19 protein-coding genes and 1 pseudogene are annotated in these 23,253 nt (G+C 69.6%); 12 read left to right on the top strand and 8 right to left on the bottom strand.

The genetic code is table 11. The features are described 5' to 3' along the window. The first annotated feature begins 53 nt into the window (after positions 1-53). The 5 genes from ACFQV6_RS09100 to ACFQV6_RS09080 all read left to right on the top strand — a co-directional run bounded on the left by ACFQV6_RS09100 (position 54) and on the right by ACFQV6_RS09080 (position 5,368). Entirely contained in the window at positions 54-1,658 is a 1,605-nt protein-coding gene (locus tag ACFQV6_RS09100; protein WP_378026911.1) for an ABC-F family ATP-binding cassette domain-containing protein, read from the top strand. A 460-nt stretch (positions 1,659-2,118) separates the two neighbouring features. Further along, positions 2,119-2,346, top strand: coding sequence for a helix-turn-helix domain-containing protein (locus ACFQV6_RS09095; protein WP_014441759.1), 228 nt, complete (start codon positions 2,119-2,121; stop codon positions 2,344-2,346). After that, positions 2,343-3,134: an enoyl-CoA hydratase/isomerase family protein gene (locus ACFQV6_RS09090; protein WP_378026910.1), complete on the top strand. Its 792-nt coding sequence runs from the start codon at positions 2,343-2,345 to the stop codon at positions 3,132-3,134. Before ACFQV6_RS09095 ends, ACFQV6_RS09090 begins: the two co-directional genes overlap by 4 nt. A 96-nt stretch (positions 3,135-3,230) precedes the next feature. Further along, positions 3,231-5,153 carry an ABC transporter ATP-binding protein gene (locus ACFQV6_RS09085; RefSeq protein WP_378026977.1) on the top strand — a complete coding sequence of 641 codons (1,923 nt, stop codon included), beginning with the start codon at positions 3,231-3,233 and terminating at the stop codon, positions 5,151-5,153. Beyond that, the gene (locus tag ACFQV6_RS09080) at positions 5,153-5,368 is read left to right on the top strand and encodes a hypothetical protein (RefSeq protein WP_378026909.1); all 216 of its coding nucleotides are present in this window, start codon (positions 5,153-5,155) and stop codon (positions 5,366-5,368) included. Before ACFQV6_RS09085 ends, ACFQV6_RS09080 begins: the two co-directional genes overlap by 1 nt. Before the next feature lie 32 nt (positions 5,369-5,400). Here the strand turns inward: ACFQV6_RS09080 and mug are convergent, their stop codons facing one another. From mug to ACFQV6_RS09060, 4 genes and pseudogenes are all read right to left on the bottom strand, one after another. After that, positions 5,401-5,967 (bottom strand): G/U mismatch-specific DNA glycosylase, encoded by a 567-nt coding sequence (mug, locus tag ACFQV6_RS09075; RefSeq protein WP_378026908.1) that lies wholly within the window; start codon positions 5,965-5,967, stop codon positions 5,401-5,403. Then, on the bottom strand, positions 5,964-6,722 hold the full coding sequence (locus ACFQV6_RS09070; protein ID WP_378026907.1) for an SDR family oxidoreductase: 759 nt from the start codon (positions 6,720-6,722) through the stop codon (positions 5,964-5,966). The genes mug and ACFQV6_RS09070 overlap by 4 nt, the downstream gene beginning before the upstream one ends. A 133-nt stretch (positions 6,723-6,855) precedes the next feature. Then, positions 6,856-7,593: pseudogene (locus tag ACFQV6_RS09065) on the bottom strand (helix-turn-helix domain-containing protein); the annotation flags it as partial. A gap of 55 nt (positions 7,594-7,648) precedes the next feature. Beyond that, complete coding sequence (locus tag ACFQV6_RS09060; protein WP_378026906.1) at positions 7,649-8,224, bottom strand: TetR/AcrR family transcriptional regulator; 576 nt, start codon at positions 8,222-8,224, stop codon at positions 7,649-7,651. Positions 8,225-8,387: 163 nt separating this feature from the next. Here ACFQV6_RS09060 and ACFQV6_RS09055 point away from each other — a divergent pair, with 163 nt between their 5' ends. Beyond that, complete coding sequence (locus tag ACFQV6_RS09055; RefSeq protein WP_378026905.1) at positions 8,388-9,038, top strand: HAD family hydrolase; 651 nt, start codon at positions 8,388-8,390, stop codon at positions 9,036-9,038. 283 nt (positions 9,039-9,321) lie between these two features. Further along, positions 9,322-10,239, top strand: a complete 918-nt coding sequence (locus ACFQV6_RS09050) for a serine protein kinase RIO (RefSeq protein WP_378026904.1) — start codon at positions 9,322-9,324, stop codon at positions 10,237-10,239. Between the two features lie 60 nt (positions 10,240-10,299). On the opposite strand, the gene ACFQV6_RS09045 is transcribed toward ACFQV6_RS09050, so the two are convergent. Next, positions 10,300-10,545: a DUF2630 family protein gene (locus ACFQV6_RS09045; protein ID WP_378026903.1), complete on the bottom strand. Its 246-nt coding sequence runs from the start codon at positions 10,543-10,545 to the stop codon at positions 10,300-10,302. Positions 10,546-10,918: 373 nt separating this feature from the next. On the opposite strand from ACFQV6_RS09045, the gene ACFQV6_RS09040 reads away from it, so the two are divergent. Together ACFQV6_RS09040 and ACFQV6_RS09035 are read left to right on the top strand one after the other, a co-directional pair. Beyond that, entirely contained in the window at positions 10,919-11,509 is a 591-nt protein-coding gene (locus ACFQV6_RS09040) for a sugar O-acetyltransferase (RefSeq protein WP_378026902.1), read from the top strand. Continuing rightward, entirely contained in the window at positions 11,509-11,910 is a 402-nt protein-coding gene (locus ACFQV6_RS09035; RefSeq protein ID WP_378026976.1) for a VOC family protein, read from the top strand. The genes ACFQV6_RS09040 and ACFQV6_RS09035 overlap by 1 nt, the downstream gene beginning before the upstream one ends. A 422-nt stretch (positions 11,911-12,332) precedes the next feature. On the opposite strand, the gene acnA is transcribed toward ACFQV6_RS09035, so the two are convergent. Further along, entirely contained in the window at positions 12,333-15,119 is a 2,787-nt protein-coding gene (acnA, locus tag ACFQV6_RS09030) for an aconitate hydratase AcnA (protein WP_378026901.1), read from the bottom strand. Positions 15,120-15,324: 205 nt separating this feature from the next. On the opposite strand from acnA, the gene ACFQV6_RS09025 reads away from it, so the two are divergent. After that, a complete protein-coding gene (locus ACFQV6_RS09025; RefSeq protein ID WP_378026900.1) occupies positions 15,325-15,714 on the top strand; it encodes a hypothetical protein in 390 nt (129 codons plus the stop codon). Here the strand turns inward: ACFQV6_RS09025 and ACFQV6_RS09020 are convergent. Further along, positions 15,698-17,503: a glycosyltransferase family 4 protein gene (locus ACFQV6_RS09020; protein ID WP_378026899.1), complete on the bottom strand. Its 1,806-nt coding sequence runs from the start codon at positions 17,501-17,503 to the stop codon at positions 15,698-15,700. The two genes, ACFQV6_RS09025 and ACFQV6_RS09020, sit on opposite strands and share 17 nt — an antisense overlap. Positions 17,504-17,638: 135 nt before the next feature. On the opposite strand from ACFQV6_RS09020, the gene pulA reads away from it, so the two are divergent. Together pulA and ACFQV6_RS09010 are read left to right on the top strand one after the other, a co-directional pair. Beyond that, positions 17,639-20,923 (top strand): pullulanase-type alpha-1,6-glucosidase, encoded by a 3,285-nt coding sequence (gene pulA, locus ACFQV6_RS09015; RefSeq protein WP_378026898.1) that lies wholly within the window; start codon positions 17,639-17,641, stop codon positions 20,921-20,923. Between the two features lie 36 nt (positions 20,924-20,959). Further along, entirely contained in the window at positions 20,960-21,517 is a 558-nt protein-coding gene (locus ACFQV6_RS09010) for a hypothetical protein (protein WP_378026897.1), read from the top strand. 240 nt (positions 21,518-21,757) lie between these two features. Here ACFQV6_RS09010 and ACFQV6_RS09005 read toward each other — a convergent pair whose 3' ends face one another. Then, the gene (locus ACFQV6_RS09005) at positions 21,758-23,227 is read right to left on the bottom strand and encodes an aminopeptidase P family protein (RefSeq protein WP_378026896.1); all 1,470 of its coding nucleotides are present in this window, start codon (positions 23,225-23,227) and stop codon (positions 21,758-21,760) included. Positions 23,228-23,253: the final 26 nt, after the last annotated feature.

Genomic DNA, 23,253 nt, shown 5'->3' with positions numbered 1-23,253 from the left:
CGGCGCTTTCTTGCGCCCTGAGTCAGCCCGATCACCGAGAGCGAGAAACAATAATGATCACCGCCACCGGACTCGAACTTCGCGCCGGCGCGCGCATCCTGATCTCACCGACCACCCTGCGGGTGCAGCCCGGCGACCGGATCGGCCTGGTCGGCCGCAACGGCGCCGGCAAGACCACCACGCTCAAGGTGCTGGCCGGCGAGGGCGTGCCGTACGCGGGACAGGTCGAACGGACCAGTGAGGTCGGTTACCTGCCACAGGACCCGCGGACCGGCGACCTGAACGTCACCGGCCGCGACCGGGTCCTCTCCGCCCGCGGCCTGGACACCATCCTCGTCGAGATGCAGAAGCTCGAGGTTCAGCTGGAGGAGAGCGCCGACGACAAGCTGGTGCGCCGTTACGGCCAGCTCGAGGACCAGTTCTCCGCCCTGGGTGGGTACGGCGCCGAGGCCGAGGCCGCCCGGATCTGCGCGAACCTCGGACTGCCCGACCGCGCCCTGGCCCAGACGATCGGCACCCTCTCCGGCGGTCAGCGCCGCCGGATCGAGCTGGCCCGCATCCTGTTCGCCAACTCCGGGCAGAACGGCAAGGGCATCCTGCTCCTCGACGAGCCGACGAACCACCTCGACCACGACTCGATCGCCTGGCTGCGCGGTTACATGGCACAGCACAAGGGCGGCCTCATCGTGATCAGCCACGACGTCGAGCTGCTCGACGCCGCGGTCAACAAGGTCTGGTATCTCGACGCCAACCGCTCGGTCGTCGACATGTACAACATGGGCTGGAAGACGTACCTCGAGGCGCGGGAGACCGACGAGCGCCGCCGCCGCCGTGAACGGGCGAACGCGGAGAAGAAGGCCGGTGCCCTGATGGCGCAGGCCGACAAGATGCGGGCCAAGGCCACCAAGACGATCGCCGCGCAGAACATGGCCCGCCGCGCCGAGAAACTGCTGGGCGGGCTGGAGGAGACCAGGGCCTCCGACAAGGTCGCGAAGGTACGGTTCCCGAGTCCCGCCCCGTGCGGCAAGACTCCGCTGACCGCGTCCGGCCTGTCGAAGTCGTACGGTTCCCTGGAGATCTTCACCGATGTTGACGTTGCGGTGGACCGCGGTTCCCGGGTTGCCATCCTCGGCCTCAACGGTGCCGGCAAGACCACGCTGTTGCGGATGCTGGGCGGGCTCCTGGAGCCCGACACCGGTGAGGTGCGTGCCGGGCACGGACTGCGGCTGGGCTACTACGCCCAGGAGCACGAGACGCTGGACGTGGACCGGACGATCCTCGAGCACATGCGCAGCGCGGCCGCGGAGCAGACCGACACCGAACTGCGCAAGATCCTGGGCGCGTTCCTCTTCTCCGGTGACGACGTCGACAAGCCGGCCGGCGTGCTCTCCGGTGGCGAGAAGACCCGGCTGGCTCTCGCGACCCTGGTCTGCTCCGGTGCCAACGTGCTGCTCCTCGACGAGCCGACGAACAACCTCGACCCGGTGAGCCGCGAGCAGGTGCTCGACGCCATCGCCAACTACCCGGGTGCGATCGTGCTGGTCACCCACGATGCCGGCTGCGTGCAGGCGCTCAAGCCGGACCGCGCGATCCTGCTGCCGGACGGCGACGAGGACACCTGGAGCGACGACCTCCTGGAGCTCGTCGAGCTCGCCTGAGGCTCCCTGGCGGGTCGCTTGAACCTTCTCAAGGTGGCGGATCATCGGCATCGTCAGTTGTCAACTGGTGCCCACACAGACAGTGCGATATTCAGGCGTTTGCGGGCAGGTCGGGCGCGACGACGGTCGCGTCCGGCTCGAAATCCCGTCACCCCACGGAGCGATCACACCACTCTCCGGAGCGGTCAACGTCTCCACCAGCGGGTTGCCTCGATCGAGTGTTTCCGCAGGTGATCGATGGTCTTGGCGAAGCGGCCGTCGCACCGCTACCCGGCAGTAAATGCGGCAACGTGCACTGTCTGCAAACTGTCTGACATTGATGCCCGTGGTAACCGTCAAGTTCCTGACAGTAATAAATGGGCACGTTCACGCACGCCGGATACCTGGCGCATGATCGTTGGAGACGGTGTAATAGGTGGGACCGTATCTGACCGCACTGTCTGCGACGTGAGGATTCAAGATGGCAGCCACTGGCACAGCTACCAGTACTGAGAAGGGTCGTCGAATCGTCGGTAGCGAGCGGCAGTCGCTCGCCAAGGACCTGGTGAAGCGTTACACCTCCGGCGAGAGCATCCGCGCGCTGGCCGCTTCCACCGGAAGGTCCTACGGATTCGTGCACCGGGTGCTCACCGAATCGGGTGTGCAGTTGCGTCAGCGGGGCGGCGCCCGCCGCCGCAAGAAGGCGTGACGTCCGGCAACGCCGGGCCCGGTGCAGCCGATGAGGTAGGCGTTCGTTACGAACAGGACGGGCCGGTAGCGACGGTGACGTTGTGCCGGCCCGACGTTCTCAATGCACAGACTCCGTCCATGTGGACGGAGCTCGGCGACATTTCAAGAAAATTACCGGGTGACGTGCGCATCGTCATTGTCCGGGGCGAGGGTCGCGCGTTTTCCGCCGGCCTGGATCTGTCTGTCGCGCGTGGTGGCGGCGATTCTTCCCTGGGTCGGTTGGCACAGTTGTCCGCGTCCGAGTGCGCGGATCAGATTGCTGTCTTCCAGAGCGCGTTCACCTGGTTGCGCAGTCCGTCCATTGTGACAATCGCCGCCGTACAAGGGCATGCGATCGGTGCCGGCTTCCAGCTCGCACTGAACTGCGACATGCGTGTTCTCGCCGACGACGCGCGATTCTCGATGGCCGAGGTGACACTCGGCCTGGTGCCCGATCTGGGCGGCACGAAACGGCTCACCGAGCTGGTCGGTCCGTCCAGGGCACTGGAGATCTGCGTCACCGGCCGGCGGATCTCGGCGGAGGAGGCGGACCGGATCGGCCTGGCCACCGCCGTCGTGCCCCGGGCCGAGCTGGACGGGGCGGTCGCCGACCTGGCCGCCGCCGTGCTGGCAGCCGACACCGGCGCCGTCGCGGAGATCAAGGCACTGCTGACCGGTGCGTCCGACCGGACGTATGCGGAGCAGGACCGAGCGGAACGCGAGGCACAGACTCGCCGGCTCAGCGACCTGCTGGGATCAGGGGAGTAGCCGCAGGAATAGCGTCCTTACCTCCCGGGTTGTCGTACCCACGTGACAGGCTGTGCGCTGTCCGTCGAGCGACGCCCCGGGAGGTGACGCATGTCCATGCCGAGCTGGAGTGTGCTGCGCTCGATCCAGAACTCCGACCGGGTTCGTGAGCACCAGGTCCGCAGCGGGACCAGCCGGCGGATCGTGCGCTTCGCCCAGCCGTACAGGCGGGACATCGGGGTCTTCATGGTGACCGTGGTGCTCGCCGCGGGCATCGGGGTGGCGACGCCGCTGCTCGCCGGCCACGTGATCAACGCGATCACCGGCAACGCCCCCGGCGCGGGCGGCACCGTGGTGCGGCTGGCCCTGCTCATCGCCGGCCTCGCGGTCGCCGACGCCCTGCTCTCGCTGGCCCAGCGGTGGTATTCGGCCCGCATCGGCGAGGGGATCATCCTCAACCTGCGCACCCGGGTCTACGACCACGTCCAGCGCATGCCGCTGCAGTTCTTCACGCGGACACAGACCGGTGCGCTGGTCAGCCGGCTCAACAACGACGTGGTGGGCGCACAGCGCGCCTTCACCTCCACGCTGTCCGGCGTGCTCAGCAACGTCATCCAGCTGGTGCTCACCGCGGTCGTGATGTTCAGCCTCTCCTGGCAGATCACCACGTTGTCGCTGATGCTCCTGCCGGTCTTCATCCTCCCCGCGCGCCGGGTCGGCAAGCGGCTCGCCGAGATCACCCGCGAGTCGTACAACCTCGACGCGAAGATGAACGCGACGATGACCGAGCGTTTCAACGTCTCCGGTGCGCTGCTGGTCAAGCTCTTCGGCCGGCCCGAGGCTGAGGCCGGCCGGTTCGGCGAGCGCGCCGCCCGGGTGCGGGACATCGGCATCGAGCAGGCGATGTACTCGCGAACGTTCTTCGTCGCGATGCTGCTCGTCGCCTCATTGGCACAGGCCCTGACGTATGGGCTGGGTGGCTGGCTGGCTGTCCAGGGTCAGGTCTCCGCCGGCACCGTCGTCACCCTGGCTCTGCTGCTCACCCGGCTCTACGGCCCGCTCACCGCGCTGAGCAACGTGCGGGTCGACGTGATGAGCGCGCTCGTCTCCTTCGACCGGGTCTTCGAGGTGCTCGACCTGAAACCCGGCATCGCCGAGAAACCGGGCGCCACGGCGATTCCGGCCGGCTCGGGCCGGGTCGAGTTCCGCGACGTGCGGTTCCGCTACCCGAGCGCCGAGGAGGTCTCGCTCGCCACCCTGGAGGACGTCGCGACCCTCGACCGGACGGAGAACGCGCCGGTGCTGCGAGGGCTGGACTTCACCGTCGAGCCCGGACAGATGGTGGCACTGGTCGGTCCCTCCGGCGCCGGCAAGTCGACCACGTCGATGCTGGTCTCCCGGGTCTACGACGTGACCGAGGGAGCGGTGCTGATCGGCGGCGTCGACGTGCGCGACGCGACGCTGGATTCGCTGCGTGACACGGTCGGCGTGGTCACCCAGGACTCGCACCTGTTCCACGAGACCATCGCGGAGAACCTCCGCTACGCGCGCCCGGACGCGACCGACGAGCAGATGTGGGCGGCGCTGGAGGGTGCCCAGGTGGCCGACCTGGTCCGGGCCCTGCCCGAAGGGCTGGACACGGTGGTGGGTGAGCGTGGCTACCGGTTCTCCGGCGGGGAGAAGCAGCGCATCGCGATCGCCCGGTTGCTGCTCAAACAGCCGTCGATCGTGATCCTCGACGAGGCGACGGCCCACCTGGACAGCGAGTCCGAAGCGGCGGTGCAGCGGGCGCTGTCGGCGGCGTTGCGCGGCCGGACCGCGCTGGTCATCGCCCACCGGCTCTCCACGATCCGCGAGGCCGACCAGATCCTGGTGCTCGATCAGGGCCGGATCGCCGAGCGCGGGCGGCACACCGACCTGATCAAAGCGGGTGGTCTCTACGCCGAGCTGTACCGCACTCAGTTCGCGGTCAGCCCGCCACCCTTCACGAGCGACGAGGTCGAGATCGTGACCGTTCCCGCGACGACGGTGGAGCCGTGATGGAGTTCGTCGTCCTGCTCGTGGTGCTGGGGGTGCTCGGGTTCGCGTTTCTGCGGTTCGCGAGGTGGGCCCGGCGAAAGGGCATCGGCGGCGGTGTGATGGGGCCGATCGACGAGATGTGGCATCCGTCGGCTGATCGGTTCCGCAAGGAGACGGCGGTTCATGAGCAGCGGGTGCTGCCGCCGCGCCCGGGGGACGACGACTTCAGGCCATAAAGGGGTGTCCACTGTGTAATGGCGGGCGTGGGTCAGCGTTCGACGGCTTCTCGTAGCGCGGCGAACTCGGCGGCTAGGTCGGGGAGTTGGAAGTGCGCGTTCAGGCCGCTGGGGTTGGGGAGCACCCACACGGGAACGTCGGCGATCGTGTCCGGTTGGGGGCCGATTCTCGCTTTGCGGCGGTCGAATGCCGCGCGGTAGGCCGTTACACCGAGTACGGCTAGGAAGCGGGGCTTCGTTCGGCGTACGAAATCGGTCAAGAGCTTGCCGCCCGCGACCAGTTCGTCTGCCGTCAGTTCGTCGGCTCGGGCCGTGGCCCGCGCCACGACGTTGGTGATGCCCAGGCCCAGGCCCGGCAGCAGATGTTGCTCGGAGGGGTGCAGTACGCGGTCGGTGAAACCGCCGCCGTGCAGAGACGGCCAGAACCGGTTGCCCGGCCTGGCGAAGTGATGGCCGGTGGCCGCCGAGTAGAGGCTCGGGTTGATGCCGGAGAAGAGCACCTTGAGGCCGGGGCCGAACAGGTCGGGAATGGTTCGACCGGCGGCGGCCGCCACCTCGGCGGGAGTTGGTTTGCGCAGCGAGGACCCCGGAGCGGTCACAGGGTGCGCAGCGCTCCGCCGTCGACCGCGACCGCCACCCCGGTCATGTAACTCGCGGCGGGGGACAGCAGGAATGCGGCGACCCGACCGTACTCCGAAGGCTCGCCGATGCGGCGCAGCGGAATCCCCGCCGCGACCTCGGCCATCGCCGTCGCCGGGTCGTCGTGGGCGGAGAAGAGTTCGCGATTCCGATCTGTCATGAACCGGCCCGGCAGGACGCTCAGCACCCGCACGCCGCGCGGCCCGTACTCGTCGGCCATGTCCTTCGCCACCATGGCGAGACCCGGCCGCAAGCCGTTGGACAGGCCCAGCCCGGCCAGCGGCGTCTTCACCGAGGTGGAGAGGACCAGCCCGACGGCGCCACCGTCGTGCAGCGCCGATGCGAACGTCCGCGCGGCGCGGACCGAACCGAGGAAGACGGTGTCGAAGGCGGCCCGCCACTGCTCGTCGGTCATGCTCGCGGCCGAACCCGCGGCCGGGCCGCCGACCGAGACCAGGGCGCCGTCGAGGCGGCCGAAGCGTTCCATCGCGGTGTCGACCAGCTCGCGCGCGGTGGTGGGGTCGCTGAGGTCGGCGGCGACGCCCACCGCGTGGTCGGTGCCCAGTTCGGCGACTGCCTCGTCGACCTTGTCCGCGGACCGGGACGAGATCACCACCCGGGCGCCGTCGAGGACGAGGGCCTGCGCGGTGGCGAAGCCGAGGCCGCGGGAGGCCCCGGTGAGGATGAAGACGCGATCAGCCAGCCCGAGATCCATGCGTCGATCCTGCCATCTCCGGCGTCGGTGCGTCCGTGGTGGCCGGGTTGGTAGCTGGGTTCGCGGGGTGTCGTGGCGGGTTCGCGGGGCGTTGTGGCGGGTTCGCGGGGCGTTGTAGCGCGTTCGCGGGGCGTTGTAGCGCGTTCGCGGTGGCGGTGTCGGCGGGGAGGAAGGCCTCGATTGCCAGCTCGGAGAGGGTTACGTCGCGGGGGGTGCCGAGCACCGAGGTCATGCTGAAGAAGTTGAGATCATCCAGGAGCAGGGGTACGACCAGGCCGTCCGGCTGTGCGGTGATCAGGCCGCCGGGATAGCGGGAGAGTTCGTCGCGCAGTTCGCGCAGCACCGGGTCGGCGGTGGCGGCGGTCTGGCGGTCGAGGCGGTGCAGGACATGCGTACGCCACTCGGCCAGATTTCCGATCCGAGGCGCCATGCCGTTCGGGTGCAGGGCCAGTCGCAGTACGTTGACCGGTGGTTCGAGCAGCTCGGCAGCGCATCCGGTGGTGAACCGGGACACGGCGGCGTTCGCGTCCACCATGGTCCAGTGCCGGTCGACCAGGATCGCGGGGCAGGGATCGTGGCCGGTGAGCACGTTGCGCAGCGCGGCCAGGACGGTGGCCAGCGGTCGGCCGTCCAGCTCGGACTCGGCGAAGGCCGGAGCGAACCCGCCGGCGAGCAGCAGTTCGTTGCGCGCCCGCAGCGGTACGTCGAGTTCCTCGGCCAGCCGCAGGATCATCTCGCTCGTCGGCCGGGAGCGGCCGGTCTCCACGAATGACAGGTGGCGGGTGGAGACGCCGGCCCGGGTGGACAGGTCTAGCTGGCTGATCCGCCTGTCGTCACGCCAGTGCCGTAGCAGCTGTCCCACGTTGCTCATGTCCGGGACTTTAGGCAGCGAGTGGGTGGAGCCGCCATGACTTTCGAGGGCTGGGTCAGCGGCGGACGGCTTCTTCGACGACGTCGAGGACTCGGACCAGTTCGCCGGCAGGGCGGCCGGTGGCCAGGTGGAGCACCAGGCCGTCGTAGGCCAGCTCGAGGAACTGGGTGAGCACCTCGACCGGCACGTCCTGGCGCAGCACGCCGGCGTCGCGCTGGCGTTGCAGGCGCTCGCGGGTGGCGTCGGCGATGGCGGCCGACCGCTGGGCCCAGCGTTTGGCGAAGGCGGGGTCGGTGCGGAGCCGGTGGGACACCTCGAGCTGGGTGCCGAGCCAGCCGGCCGTGTCGCCCTCGCTGTTGCCGGCGCGCTCCAGCAGGTCGCGCATCACCTGGACGAGGCCGTTGCGGGTGACGGTTTCGGCCATCAGGGCGGCGTCGTCCTCGGCCACCGCGAGGAACAGCGACTCCTTGTCACGAAAATGGTGGAAAATTGCTCCACGTGACATGCCCGTGGCCTCTTCGAGCCGGCGGACCGTGGCGCCCTCATATCCGAACCGGGCAAAGCAGGCACGAGCCGCGGTGAGGATCTCGTGGCGGCGCGCATCTAGCTGGTCCTGACTAACCCTGGGCACTCGCTGATCGTGTCACGGGGCGCCATCGGCTTGCAATCCGTACGTACGGCTTTTGAAGCTGGGGCATCCCACGATCGGATGATGCGAATTTGGTCGTCCTGTCCCCGTTTTGTTAACACTCCTGGACTGTTCGCTTCCGTCGCCGCTCACGTAAAGTGCCCGGGTGCCTCTAGTCTTCCTCGCGTTGGACGACACCCTGCTCGACCGCAGTGGTGCGTTCCGGCTGTGGGCGAAAGGCTTCCTGGACGAGATCGCCGCTCCGCAGGAGGACCTCGACTGGCTGGTGTCGGTGGACGCCGACGGCCTGACCTCCCGATGGGACCTCGCCGACCTGATCCGCGAGCGCTACCAGCTGCGGGTCACGTCGATCGACATGGTCGACGAGCTGAACGAGGGACCGCTCGCCTTCGAGCGGCTGGACCCGATGGTGAGCTGCGCCCTGGAGATCGCCGGGGATGCGGGGCTGATTCCCGTCGTCGTCACCAACGGGCCGGCCGAGCAGCAGGAGGCGCGGATCCGGCGGTGCGGGCTGGACCGTTATGTCGCCGACTGGGTGATCTCGGAGCAGTGCGGGGTGAGCAAGCCCAATCCGCGGATCTTCGCGCTCGCCGCGCAGCGGGTCCGGATGCGCCTGGCCGGGGCCTGGGTGGTCGGCGACAGCCCGGAGGCGGACATCGGCGGTGCGGCCGCGATGGGGTTGCCCAGCGTGTGGCTGCATCGTGGGCGCGAGTGGGTGGACACCCGGTTCGCCCCGACGCGGGTGGTGGGCAACGTCATCCAGGGGATCTCCGCCATCATGGCGACCCGGTCATAAATAGGTTGCGGCCGTCTCGCTGATCCGCGAGAGTTGCCCGCACGAGCGACCAGGTGGTTGCCGCGCACCGTCTGACATCGCCAGAGCCGGTTGACTCTGCACGATCGGTCGGCTCGCGGTTGGTTCGGCTCCGCACGGTTCGGCTGCACGGTTCGGCTGCACGAGTCGGCTGCATGGTTCGGCACGGTCCGACGAGAGAGAAGGGGGTGGACTCCATGGCTGTCTTTGTGATGGCTGCTGTCCTGTTTTCCCTTTTTGCTTCTTTCTCTGAGGAGATCCTCCAGTGCGCGAGCACGATTCTTTCGGCCCCACCACCACGCGCCGTGGGCGCCGCAAGTTCGACGACGACGAATCCGACTTCCTGAAGCGCGGCCGGCCCGAGCCGGCCCTCAAGGAGGACCCCGACCTGCCCGAGGAGGGCGATCGCTGGTCCACCTGGGACGGTGCTCTGCACGGTCCTGAGCCGCGCCCCGACTGGGTGCGCACCGAGTACGGCGCTGTCGACACCGAGCTGGGCATGCTCAAGACCGGCAAGGAAGCCGACGTCTTCCTGGTCCGCCGTGCCATCCCCGGCACCGACAAGGTCAGCATGCTGGCCGCGAAACGCTACCGGGACGGCGAGCACCGGCTGTTCCACCGCGACGCGGGATATATGGAGGGCCGCCGGGTCCGCCGATCCCGCGAGATGCGGGCCATGAACAACCGCACCTCGTTCGGCAAGGAACTCATCGCCGGTCAGTGGGCCGCCGCCGAGTTCGGGGCACTCGGCCGGCTGTGGGAAATCGGTCAAGAGAGCGGAATGATCCGCGTTCCCTACCCGGTGCAGCTGATCGGCACCGAGCTGATGATGGAGTTCATCGGCGACTGGGAGACCGGTGAGGCCGCGCCGCGACTGGCCCAGGTGCGTACCGACGCTGACGGGCTGGCCGATCTGTGGCGGCAGATGACCGACGCGCTGTCGGTGCTGGCCCGGGCTCAGGTGGCACACGGTGACCTGTCGCCGTACAACACGATGGTCCACGACGGGACGCTGGTGCTCATCGACCTGCCGCAGATCATCGACGTGATCGCCAACCCGCGCGGCGGCGAGTTCATCGCCCGTGACGTGCACAACGTCGCGAACTGGTTCCGCTCCCGCGGCCTGTCCGTCGACGCCGACGTACTGGTCGAGCGCCTGCACTACGAGGCGGGACTGCTCTGACCAGGCGTCCCAGGCCCGGCCCGCGGCCGCCGCGTCCACGGCGGCCGCGACCGGGGCCGGTCACTGGATGTAGCCCTCCACCTCGCTGACGCCGTGGGCCTGCACCGCGTCGGGGTCGTTCCCCACCGAGCGGGCCGCACGGCGCCGGCGCAGCAGGTCCCAGCACTGGTCCAGTGCCTCCTCCAGCTCCTTGAGCCGGGCGTGCTCCTCGTCCGAGGAGATCTTGCCCTGGCTCAGCTGCTGGCGAAGGTCGTGCTCTTCGTCGACCAGGCCGTTGATCCGGCTCAGCACACTCTTGTCATCCATTCCCGAAGCCTATTCACCAGAGGGCGGTCATGGAGTGCGGGGCATGGAGCATCCCAACGGCAGGGGTACGCGGAAAGTGCGGCCCGCGCCAACCGAGCTCGACCGGCGGGGGCCATGCGGGAGCTGGCGGGGGCCATGCGGGAGCCGGCGGGGGCCACGCGGGAGCCGGCGGAGGGCACGCCGGGGCTGCCGTGGCGCACGCCGGAGCTGCCGTGGCCGCGCTGACTGACTCGGCCACGGAGTGCTGCCAGGGCCGCCCGGGCCCGCTGACGGGTGAGGCCGGTGGGAGCCGCGGGATCTGTTGCGGTCGTGAGGGCGAGGAGAGCCGCACCAGGTCTCCGCGGTGGCGGAACGGGGGTGGGAAGATCGTCGGGTGACGCTAGAAGCGCAGCGGGAGCACATGCTGACCGGCCGGATGTACAACGACCTGACCGCCGAGCTGGTTGAGGCGCGGCAGCGGACCGTGCTGCTGACAACCGAGTACAACGACAGCTTCGGCAGACCGCAGGAGGAGCGGGAGGCGATCCTGCGGCGGCTGCTGCGTGAGGTGGGGCGGGACGCTTACTTCGAGCCGACGTTCCGCTGCGAGTTCGGATTCAACATCAGCGTCGGTGATCACTTCTATGCCAACTTCGACTGCGTTCTGCTCGACGGCGGCGGGATCACGATCGGTGACAACGTGCTCTTCGGGCCGCGCGTCGGCATCTACACCTCGAACCACGCCATCGACGCCGCCGAGCGTGTGGCCGGCGGCTGTTACGCCAAGCCGGTCACGATCGGCGACAACGTCTGGATCGGCGGCGGCGTGACCATCAATCAGGGCGTCACGATCGGCGACAACTCGATCGTCGGCTCCGGCAGCGTGGTGACCCGCTCGATCCCGTCCGGTGTAATCGCCGTCGGAACCCCGGCGCGGGTCCTCCGGGAGATCACCGACGCCGACCGGACGGGATTCCGCCCGTGATCCACATCGATCTGGTCACCGTGATCGTCGAGGAGTACGACCCGGCGATCGCGTTCTTCACCGAGGTCCTCGGTTTCGAGCTGACCGAGGACTCGCCGTCGCTGACCAACGACGGCCGCCCCAAACGCTGGGTCGTGGTGCGCCCGCCCGGCGGCGGCACCGGGCTGCTGCTGGCCCGCGCGGACGGCGAACGTCAGGCGGCCGCGGTGGGCGATCAGATGGCCGGCCGCGTCGGCTTCTTCCTGCGCGTGTCCGACTTCGACGCCACCCACCGGCGGATGATCGCTCACGGCGTCCACTTCGTCCGCGAGCCGCGCACCGAGCCCTACGGCCAGGTGGCCGTCTTCGCCGACATCGCCGGCAACAAGTGGGACCTCCTCGGCCCACCACCAGAGAGCTGACCGGCCGAGGCGACGCAAGGCCACACGAAGCTGCGAGGGCGAAAACGAAGGGCGGGGCGAAGGGCGGGGCGAAGGGCGGGGCGAAGGGCGGGGCGGAAGGGCGGGGCGGGACCGGCGGTTGGGGTTGGGCGTGCCCATTTACGCAGGTCGCCCGGTGGGTCGAGCGGTTTGGACGCGCCAGCGGCCAGCTCGGGCCGGCGGGCCCTCGGCGTGAGCGGCGGTCTGTACACACCACCCCGCTGCGACAGCAAGTTCTTGAACTTGATCTTGAAGGGTGAGAGCCAGACGCTGGGAGCGGGAAGTGGGAAGTGGGGGAGCGGGAAGCGGGGGAGCGGGGAAGCCGGAAGTGAGGCGCGAGATGGGGCGGAAACGCCGACGCCCCGCCTGCCGGACAGCAACAGACGGGGCATTGGCGATGGTGATCAGCTGCGGAGCATCTTCCTGAGGACGTACTGGAGGATGCCGCCGTTGCGGTAGTAGTCCGCCTCGCCGGGGGTGTCGATGCGGACGACCGCGTCGAATTCCAGGCCGGTGTCGGTGGTGACGTGCACCGTGCGCGGAGTGGCGCCGTCGTTGAGGGCCGTGACGCCGGTGAAGGAGAAGGTCTCGGTGCCGGTGAGGCCGAGCGACTCGGCGGTCTCGCCCTGGGGGAACTGGAGGGGGAGGACGCCCATGCCGATCAGATTGGAGCGGTGGATGCGCTCGTAGCTTTCGGCGATGACGGCGCGGACGCCGAGGAGCATGGTGCCCTTGGCGGCCCAGTCGCGGGAGGAGCCGGAACCGTATTCCTTGCCGGCCAGGATGACCAGCGGGATGCCGGCTTCCTGGTAGGCGACGCTGGCGTCGTAGATGGTGGTCTGGTCGCCGGTGAGGTGGTTGACGGTGAAGCCGCCCTCGACGCCGGGGACCAGCTGGTTGCGGAGCCGGATGTTGGCGAAGGTGCCCCGGATCATGACCTCGTGGTTGCCGCGGCGGGAGCCGTAGCTGTTGAACTCGGCGCGCGGGACGCCGTGCTCGGCGAGGTACTTGCCGGCGGGGGAGTCGGGCTTGATCGAGCTGGCCGGGGAGATGTGGTCGGTGGTGACCGAGTCGCCCAGTTTGGCCAGGACGCGGGCGCCGGTGATGTCGGTGACCGGTGACGGGTCGGCGGACATGCCTTCGAAGTACGGGGGTTTGCGCACGTAGGTGGAGTCACCGGCCCAGGCGAAGGTGTCGCCGGTCGGGGTCGGCAGCGACTGCCACTGCTCGTCGCCGGCGAAGACGTCCTGGTAGGCGGTGCTGAAGCCCTCGGCGCCGATCGCGGCGGCGATGGTGTCGTCGATCTCCTTGGCGGTCGGCCAGATCTCGTTGAGGTAGACCGGCTTGCCGTCGGAGCCGATGCCGAGCGGCTCGGTGGTGATGTCGATGTCCATCGAGCCGGCCAGGGCGTAGGCGACCACCAGCGGCGGGGACGCCAGGTAGTTCATCTTGACGTCCGGGTTGATCCGGCCCTCGAAGTTGCGGTTGCCGCTCAGGACGCTGACCGCGGTGAGGTCTGCCTCGTTGACCGCGGCGGAGACCTCCTCGGGCAGCGGGCCCGAGTTGCCGATGCAGGTGGTGCAGCCGTAGCCGACCAGGTTGAACCCGATCTTGTCCAGGTACGGCGTGAGGCCGGACCTGTCGTAGTAGTCGGAGACGACCTTGGAGCCGGGCGCGAGGGTGGTCTTGACCCACGGCTTGCGGGTCAGGCCACGCTCGACGGCCTTCTTGGCCAGCAGCGCCGCACCGATCATCACCTGCGGGTTCGAGGTGTTGGTGCAGGAGGTGATGGCGGCGATGACAACCGCGCCGTGGTCCAGCTCGTACTCGACGCCGTCCTCGCCCTTGACCAGGGTCGGCTTCGAGACCCGGCCCGTCGCGCCGTTCGCGGCACTCGCCCGAGCCGGTTTGTCAGCGTCGTCCTGGACGCCGTTGGCGGGGGAGTCCGACGCCGGGAAGGACTCCTCGCTGGCCTCGTCGGCGTGGCCGTGCGGTGCCGCGTAGTTGGGCAGCGCCTCGCGGAACATCGACTTGGCGGCGTTCAGCGGGACCCGGTCCTGCGGGCGCTTCGGGCCGGCGAGCGACGGGACGATCGTCGAGAGGTCCAGCTCGAGTTTCTCGCTGTAGTCCGGCTCGGCGGACGGGTCCAGCCACAGGCCCTGGCGCTTCGCGTAGGCCTCGACCAGGGCGATCTCGGCGGAGCCGCGGCCGGTCAGGCGGAGGTACTCGATGGTCTGCTCGTCGATCGGGAAGATCGCGACGGTGGAGCCGTACTCCGGGGACATGTTGCCGATGGTGGCCCGGTTCGCCAGCGGCACGGCGCTCACGCCGGGGCCGTAGAACTCGACGAACTTGCTGACCACGCCGTGCTTGCGCAGCATCTCGGTGATCGTGAGCACCAGGTCGGTGGCGGTGGTGCCGGCCGGCGCCTCGCCGAACAGCTTGAAGCCGACGACCCGCGGGATCAGCATGCTGACCGGCTGGCCCAGCATCGCGGCCTCGGCCTCGATGCCGCCGACGCCCCAGCCCAGCACGCCGAGGCCGTTGACCATCGTGGTGTGCGAGTCGGTGCCGACGACGGTGTCCGGGTACGCCTGGCCGTTACGCTCCATGATCGTGCGAGCCAGGTATTCGATGTTCACCTGGTGCACGATGCCGGTGCCCGGCGGGACGACCTTGAACTCGTTGAACGCGGTCTGGCCCCAGCGCAGGAACTGGTAGCGCTCGCGGTTGCGCTGGTACTCCAGCTCCACGTTGCGCTGGAAGGCGTCCGCGCGGCCGAACAGGTCGGCGATGACGGAGTGGTCGATGACCAGCTCGGCCGGTGCCAGCGGGTTGACCTTGGAGGGGTCGCCGCCGAGGTCCTTGACGGCCTCACGCATGGTGGCCAGGTCGACCACGCAGGGAACGCCGGTGAAGTCCTGCATCAGCACCCGTGCCGGGGTGAACTGGATCTCGACGCTGGGGTCGGCGTTCTGGTCCCAGCTGCCGAGCGCGTTGATGTGGTCGGCGGTGATGTTGGCGCCGTCCTCCGTACGGAGAAGGTTCTCCAGGAGGATCTTCAAGGAGTAGGGCAGGCGATCGTGCCCCTTCACCTTGTCGATCGTGAAAATCTCGTAGCTCGCGTCTCCGACGCGCAGCTCGCTCTTCGCACCAAAGGTGTCGAGGCTGGCCACCGTCATCTCCTTCACACCCAGCGACTGGAAGTCAAGTCTTTCGCACCGAACGGGCGACCCTTGGGTTAGGTTTGCCTAACTCTCGGTTCACGTCTCCGTTAAACCGTACGTCCGTCTTGCTAGACATCGCAAGGCGGGGTCCACGTGCCGATCCTTTCAGCCGGGGCCGGACCCGTGACCGAGTGTTTGTCGTTGTCTATGCATGGGCATGCTGCGCCGCATGACGCCAACGGCGGAACTGGACCAGCTGACTGACTTCTTCGGTCGCTACGGCACGGCGCTCACGACGGGCGACGTCGCGGGGATCGCCCGCTGTCATACGCTGCCCGGACTGGTGGTGTCCGACTCGTACAGCTTCACGTTCAGCTCGCCCGCCGCTGTGGCGCTCTCGTTCCTGGGTGCCGCGCCGGCGTACCGGGAGCAGCGCATCGTCGCGGCCCACGCGCGGATCGACGACGTGTTCAGCCTGTCCGCGGCGCTGGTGCTGGTCTCGGTCGAGTGGGAGTACCTGGACAGCGAGGGGCAGGCGGTGACCGGCGAGCGTTACCGGTACCTGATGCGTACCGGTAACGACGGGCCCCAGATCACCACTGTCATTGCTGTGCGCTGATACTCAGTTCGTTGGCGGCGGTGAAGAACGGCCGCATGGCGGGGGTGGACGGCAGCACGTAGGCGATGCGCTTGTCGATGATGTCGTCGATGGTCCTGCCCAGGCGGGCCGTACCGATGTGAAGCGTCCAATCGCCGGCCGGCAGGGGCGCGATGGTCACCTGACCCGCCTTGATCGGGAACTCCCGGTCCTCGCTGCCGCGGGCCACCAGCATCGCGTCGCCGATCTCCGAGCCGACCAGGCGCACGGTCAGATGCACCCCTTCGTCGTCCACGTCGATCGTGTCCACCTCGGCCCGGGCCGGCGCGTCGACCACGCGCAGGGCCAGCCCGCCGTCGCCCAGCCGGTAGGGCAGCTCGGTGCGGGTCGCTTCGTGCAGCTCCAGCAGCGCGCGGGTGTCGAGGCGCCCGGACTGCACGGCGATATCGCCCTTCTTGAGCTGCCAGGAACCGGCGGGCAGGATCTCCCCGGCCGGGATGCGCTCGTCCGCCCCGATCCGGTGCCAGTGCATCTCGGAGATGTCCGGCGCCTGGAGGGCGATGGTTCCGTCGGCCGTCACCTCGCAGTCCGCGGAGGGCAGCGCGAGCGACGTCGCCGGCCCGAGCGCACCCACCGGCGTGCGCTTGAGGTGCCAGCCCCACTTGCGTGCCTTCAGCTCCTCGAACAGCTTCTCGTACTGCTCGGCGATCGGCCCGGGGTCGTAACGCGCCGAGTTCTCCAGCGCGCGGGCCGCCATCTCCCGCCGGCCCTCGTCGTCGTTGATCACCCGCAGCAGCGCGGCGGCCATCGCGTCCGGGTCGCCGACCGGGGTCAGCACGCCGTCCACCCCGTTGTCGAGGATCTCGGCCGGACCGTGCGGCGCGTCGGTGCTGACCACCGGCAGCCCGGCGCGCATCGCCTCGACGAGGGTCATGCCGAACGGCTCGACGTCGGCGGAGACGGCCGCGATCGAGCCCTTGGCCCACTCCGTCTCGATCGGTGAGTAGGCGCCCATCAGCCGCACGTGGTTGTGCAGCCCGAGCTCGAGCACCTGTGCCCGCAGCGCGTCGCGCTCTTGACCGTTTCCGTACAGCCGGAGGTTCCAGTCGGGGCGCTCGGCGACCACCTTGGCGAACGCCTCGAGCAGCACGTCGTAGCGCTTGCTGCGGACCAGCCGGCCGGCCGCGAGCACCAGCTTGGCCCGGCCGTGCGACGGCGCGACCCGCGGTGCCGGAATGCTGTTCGGGATGTGCAGCAGTTTGGTGCGGCGCAGGTGGAGGTGCTGGCGGTAGTCCTCGGCGTCGCGCGAGCTCACCGTGACGAACGCGTCCAGGCGGCGCAGGTGCTGCGGCATCGCCCGGAGCAGCTTCTTCTTGTGCCTGCCCCGCGTCAGGTGCTCCTGACCGATCCGGACCATGTGGCGGGGCGCGAACCGGGCTGCGTAGGCGATCAGGCCGGGCCGGGTCGCGATGACCACGTCGGCGTCGCTGGCCCGCAGGTAGCGGCGGTAGCGATCCTCCACCCACTGGTCGTAGTCGCCGGCGCGGTAGTCGGAGTGCGGGTAGACCTCCGGCTTGTCGCCGCGCCCGCGCGCGTCCTTCACGTGATCAGCGTGGGAGGGACGGGTCTCGGTCAGCGACATCAGGCGGATCCGCCGGTCCGCGTGCATCTGCGGCGAGTCACGGCCGCGGAGCGTGCTGAGCACCTCCACGTCGTGCCCCCGCTCGGCGAGCGCACCGGCGAGATTGAACGTCGTCTGGATGGTCCCGCCGACGCCGAACGCGTTGTTGATCAAGAACAGGATCTTCATCGAGAAACCACCGGAGGAGTACCGCACGGATGTGAAGCCGTCACCCTAGACCGTCGTGACAAACCATTCACATTTCGGACGCCCCTGTTCTCGGCACGCGCTGAAATAGTCGTATGCCGGTGCGAGGATGGCTCGGTGACGACGATAGAGATCACTACGGCCGCTCCGCCACATTCCCGGACACGTCCGCAATGGCTCATCGTGCACTATCAGCGCCCCGACGGGGACTACACCGACTGGATGCTGCACGCCTGGGGTGACGTCGCTCCCGGCACCGAGACGACCTACCCCGAGGGTGTTCCGTTCGACGGGGAGGATGAGCACGGCCGGTTCGCCTGGGTCCGTCTCGACCCTGACGCGCGCGAGGTCGGCTTCCTGGTGGTGCACCGTTTCGGCGCCAAGGACGTGGACATCGACAGGTGGGTCGATCTGGAGAAGACCGCCGAGGTCTGGCTGCATGCCAACGACCGGCGGGTGCGCTTCGAGCCTCCGTCACTCCCTCACCCCACCGACCCCGGCTTCGCCGTGATCCATTACCGCCGGCCTGACGGCGACTACTCCGGGTGGGGCCTGCACTGCTGGGAGGGCGTCGACGTCAGGGACAAAACCCCTTGGGGTACGCCTAGAGCACCCGCCCGCTTCGATACTTATGGAGCCGTCTTCGAGGTGCCCGTGCGGCCGGACGCCGTCGGCCTGCGTTTCGTGGTGCACCGCGGCGACACCAAGGACCTTCCCGACGACCAGCGCCTCGACCTCACCGTCTGCCGGGAGGTGTGGATGGAGTCCGGGGTGGCCGCACCGGTCCGCCCCGCCATCGACACCCTCGGCCCCGAGCTGGACCCGGCCCGGGCGTTCGCGGTCTTCCTCGACCGGGGCACCGTCGCGCTGCCCGAGTGGTTCGGCGACCGGGCGGTCACCTTCACCCTGCTCGCCTCCGCCGACGGCAGACTGCGCCGGGAGGGCACCGAGCTGACCGGGGAGGACGAGGAGCTCGCCCTGGTGCCCCGCCCCGGCGGGCTGTTCCAGGCGCAGAGCCGCAAGTTTCCGCACCTGCGGGCCTACCGTGCCTTCGCCGTGCGCGAGCTGGCCGACCCGGTGCTCGGTGACCTGCTGCGCACCCAGCTCCTGGTGGCCGGCCGCGACGCCGACGGCCGGATCGTGGCGCTCACCGCCGTGCAGCTCGCCGGCGTCCTCGACGACCTCTATGCGGACGCGTCCGACACCGAGCTGGGGCCGATCGTGCCCGCGGAGGATCCACCGAGGCTCGCCGTCTGGGCGCCGACCGCCCGTGACGTGCGGCTGGAGCTGTTCCGGGAGCCCGGCGACGAGCCCCGGGTGCTGCCGATGGAGCGGGACGCGGTCACCGGTGTCTGGTCGATCACCGGCAAGCGCAAGTGGCTCGGGCGTTACTACCGCTACCAGGTCGAGGTGTGGCACCCGGCGGCGCAGCGGGTGGTGACGACGAGCGTGACCGACCCCTATTCGGTCTCGCTCGCCACCGACTCCACGCACAGCCAGCTGGTCGACCTGGCCGATCCGGAGCTGGCCCCGCACGGCTGGGAGACGCTCACGAAACCGCCGGCGGTGGCACCCGCGCGGATGCAGATCGCCGAGGTGTCGGTCCGCGACTTCTCGGTCTTCGACGGCTCCGTGCCGGCCAAGGACCGCGGCACCTACCTGGCGTTCACCCACCCCGGCTCGGACGGGATGCGGCACCTGCGCTCGCTCGCCGACTCCGGGCTCACCCACGTGCACCTGCTCCCGGTGAACGACTTCGCCAGCGTGCCGGACCGCCGGGCCGACCAGGCGACACCCGCGTGCGACCTGGCCGCCTTCCCGCCGGACTCGCCCGAGCAGCAGCGCGCGGTGATGGCCGTCGCCGACGAGGACGGTTACAACTGGGGCTACGACCCGTGGCACTGGACCACACCGGACGGCGGCTATTCCACCGACCCGGCCGGCACCGCCCGGATCCGTGAGCTGCGCGCCCTGGTGGCCTCGCTCAACAGCGCCGGCCTGCGGGTCGTGCTGGACGTGGTCTACAACCACACCATGGGCGACGGGCTCCACCGGTTCAGCGTCCTCGACCGGCTCGTCCCCGGCTATTACCACCGGCTCCTCGACGACGGCAGCACCGCCGAGTCCAGCTGCTGCCCGAATACGGCCACCGAGCACACGATGATGAGCAAGCTGGTCATCGACTCGCTCGTCACCTGGGCCGTGGAGTACCGCATCGACGGCTTCCGGTTCGATTTGATGGGCCACCACCCGCGGGCCAACATCCTGGAGGCCCGGATAGCGCTCGACCGCCTGGGGTATGAGGGACGCAACATCTGCCTCTACGGCGAGGGCTGGAATTTCGGCGAGGTGGCGTATGACGCCCGGTTCGCCCAGGCCACCCAGATCAACATGGCCGGGACCGGGATCGGCACGTTCAACGACCGGCTGCGGGACGCGGCCCGCGGCGGCAGCTCGTTCGGCGATCCGGGCGTGCGCGGGTTCGCCACCGGGCTCGGCTCACACACCCCGCTCTGGCTGCACGACCAGATCAAGGTGGGCCTCGCCGGCGGCCTCGCCACCTATCGCCTCGTCACGCACACCGGCGCCGAGCGCAGCGGCGCCCAACTGGAATACAACGGCTCACCGAGTGGATATGCGCATTCGCCCGGCGAGGCGGTCAACTACGTCGACGCCCACGACAACGAGATCCTGTATGACGCCATGGCGTTCAAGCTGCCCCTCGGCACCGCGCCGCTGGACCGGGCCCGGATGCAGGTTCTGGCGCTGTCCCTGGTGGTGCTGAGCCAGGGCGCCGGGTTCGTCGCCCTCGGCAGCGAGCGGCTCCGGTCCAAATCGCTCGACCGCAACTCGTTCAACTCCGGCGACTGGTTCAACCAGATCCGCTGGGACCCGGCCCTCGGCAACGGGTTCGGCGTGGGCCTCCCACCGGAGCAGGACAACGGCGACAAGTGGGAGTTCGCCCGGCCGCTGCTCGCCGAGCCCTCACTGGTGCCACCGCCCGACGCGATCACCCTGACCGCCGAGCGCTACCGCGAACTCCTCCGAATCCGCCGCGACTCGCCGGTCTTCGGCCTGCCCACCGCCGAGGAGGTGCAGCGACGGGTGTCGTTCCCGCTGGGCGGCCCGGGCGAGACGCCCGGCGTGATCGTGATGTGCCTCGACGGGACCGGCCTGGATCGCCGCTGGCGTCAGTTCGCGGTGGTCTTCAACGCCACCGAGGAGACGACCCGGCAGCGGGTTCCGGCGCTGGGCGGGGCGGGTTGGCAGCTGCACCCGGAGCTGGTGGAGTCGGCGGATCCGCGGGTGCGCGCGGCTGTGGCGGAGGTCGAGGGGGACGGGGTGGTGGCGCTGGAGGTGCCGGGCCGCTCCGTGGTGGTCTTCGTCAGCGACGCCGCTTGACGGCTGTGGTGCGGGGCTGCGCTACATTGCGCCGCGATGGCCCCGAGTCGCGGTGGCCGCGGAGTGGAGGTCGTGGTGCGGTTCGAGCGTGCCCTGTGCGCGTTGGTCCTCGTGGGGCTGGCCGGGGGCTGCACGTCCTCGTCCTCCGAGGGTGACAAGCCGACGTTCACAGACCCGTCAGCGTCCGCGCCGGCCGTCGCCGGGGGTTCGGCGCCTGCCTGGACCGAGCCGGCCTCCTACACCTACGAGCTGGCCCGCGGCTGCGAGGCGGCGGCGCCGATCGGGCGGTACAAGGCCGTCGTGCAGGGCGGTGCGGTGACATCCTCCGAGCGTATCGGCGGGGAGGTGGCGGCGCCGTCCGCGTCGGCTGAGGTGGATCTGGGCCCGATCACCGGCCAGGAGGGCGAGGAGATCGAGGTGCCGACGCTCGGCGAACTGGTCGCCATGGCGCAGACGGCGAACGAGGACGGCGCCGAGGTGGCCACGGAGTTCGACGCCGCCGACGGCCACCCGGTGAAGGTGACCATCAACGTGTCGGACTCGGCGACCGACGCCGAGTGCTGGATCATCTCGGCGTATCAGCCGGGAGCCTGAGACCGGCCGGCTGGGTGCAGCCTGGCTGGGTGCGGCTCAGGGCGGGTGCGGCCTGGCCCGGCCCGGCTGGGTGCGGTGCGGCCTGGCAGCCCGGCCCGGCTGGGTGCGGCCTGGCAGCCCGGCCCGGCTGGGTGCGGCCTGGGCCGGCGGCCCGGCTGGGTGGCGCCCGGTGGCGGCGCGTTGCGGGTGGGCTGAGTTTGGTGGCCGGCTCCGCGGCAACGGAGCCGGCCCTGACAAGGGTCAGCCGGGCAGGCGGGGGCCGGCTTCACGCTGGGCGGCCAGCCACTGCTCGACCTCGCCGGACGAGCGGGGGAGCCCGTCCGACAGGTTGCGGCAGCCGTCGGCGGTGACCAGGACGTCGTCCTCGATGCGGACGCCGACGCCGCGCAGTTCCTCGGGCACCAGGTCGTCCTCGGCCTGGAAGTACAGGCCTGGCTCGACGGTGAGCACGTAGCCCTCCTTGAGCAGGCCGTCCCGGTAGTTCTCGCCGCGGGCGTTGGAGCAGTCGTGCACGTCGATGCCGAGCATGTGGCCGAAACCGTGCAGCGTCCAGCGGCGGTAGACGGTGCTCTTGTCGCTCATCGCCTCGTCGACGCTGACCGGCAGCAGGCCCAGGTCGTGCAGGCCCTCGGTGAGCACCCGCATGCACGTCGTGTGCACGTCACGGAAGGCGACACCCGGCTTGATCGCGTCCATACCGGCCTGCTGTGACGCGTACACAATGTCGTAGACCTGGCGCTGCAGCGGGGTGAACGTCCCGGAGACCGGCACGGTGCGGGTCACGTCGGCCGTGTAGAGGTTGTTGCCCTCGACACCCATGTCCATCAGCAGCAGCTCGCCGGGCGTGGTGACACCGGTGTTGCGCACCCAGTGCAGGATCGTCGCGTGCGGCCCCGAGCCGACGATCGAGCTGTAGCCCACGTCGTTGCCGTCGTGCCGCGCCCGCAGCCCGAACACGCCCTCCAGCAGGCGCTCCTTCACGCTGCGGTCGGCCGGCAGGACCCGGGCCACGTCCTCGAAGCCGAGAACCGTGGCGTCGATCGCCGCCTGGAGCTGCGCGATCTCCCACTCGTCCTTGACCAGTTTCAGCTCGGAGATCACCCGGGCCAGCTGGCGGTCGCGCGGCTTCTCCCGGTCGGGCTCGTAGGCCAGCACCGCCCGGTCGACGTTCGCGTCGAAGCCGCGCAGCACCCGCGTGCGGCCCGGTGCCGAGTGGGCCAGCAGCGGACCCAGCTCGCCCAGCGACGCCGTCTCCAGGCCGAGCTCGGTCGACTTCTCACCCAGGGTGTGCGTCCGGCCGACCCACAGCTCGCCGTTGCGGTCCCGGAAGAACCGGTCGGTGTCCTTCGAGTTGCGCTGCCGCGTGTAGAGCACCGCGTCGTGCCCGGAACCGCTCGGGCGGAGCACGAGGACGCTGTCGGGGTCGCGGTCACCGGTCAGGTAGAAGAAGTCGCTGCCGGGCCGGAACGCATACTCCGTGTCGTTCGCCCGGACCTTCTCGTTGCCGCTCGGGATGATCAGCGTCTCGCCCGGGAAGGCCTCGGAGAGCGCTGCCCGGCGCTTCGCGTAGTTCGGCACCTCGGGCAGGGGCGTGACGGCGAGGGGATCCTCGCGCCAGCCGCTGCGCATGAACTGCAGGAACGCCTCCGGGAAGTCGGGGTCGTGCGACTCCGTCTTGGCGGGCTGCGCGCCGTTGTTCTGCTGTGCCATGGTGCCTCCGTTCTTCGCTCGCCCCG

The sequence above is a fragment of the Actinoplanes sp. GCM10030250 genome, from assembly GCF_042666575.1.
In the GTDB taxonomy this organism is placed as follows: domain Bacteria; phylum Actinomycetota; class Actinomycetes; order Mycobacteriales; family Micromonosporaceae; genus Actinoplanes.
The sequence above is the reverse complement of the archived record's forward strand: the minus strand, read 5'-3'. Positions and strand labels throughout refer to the sequence as shown.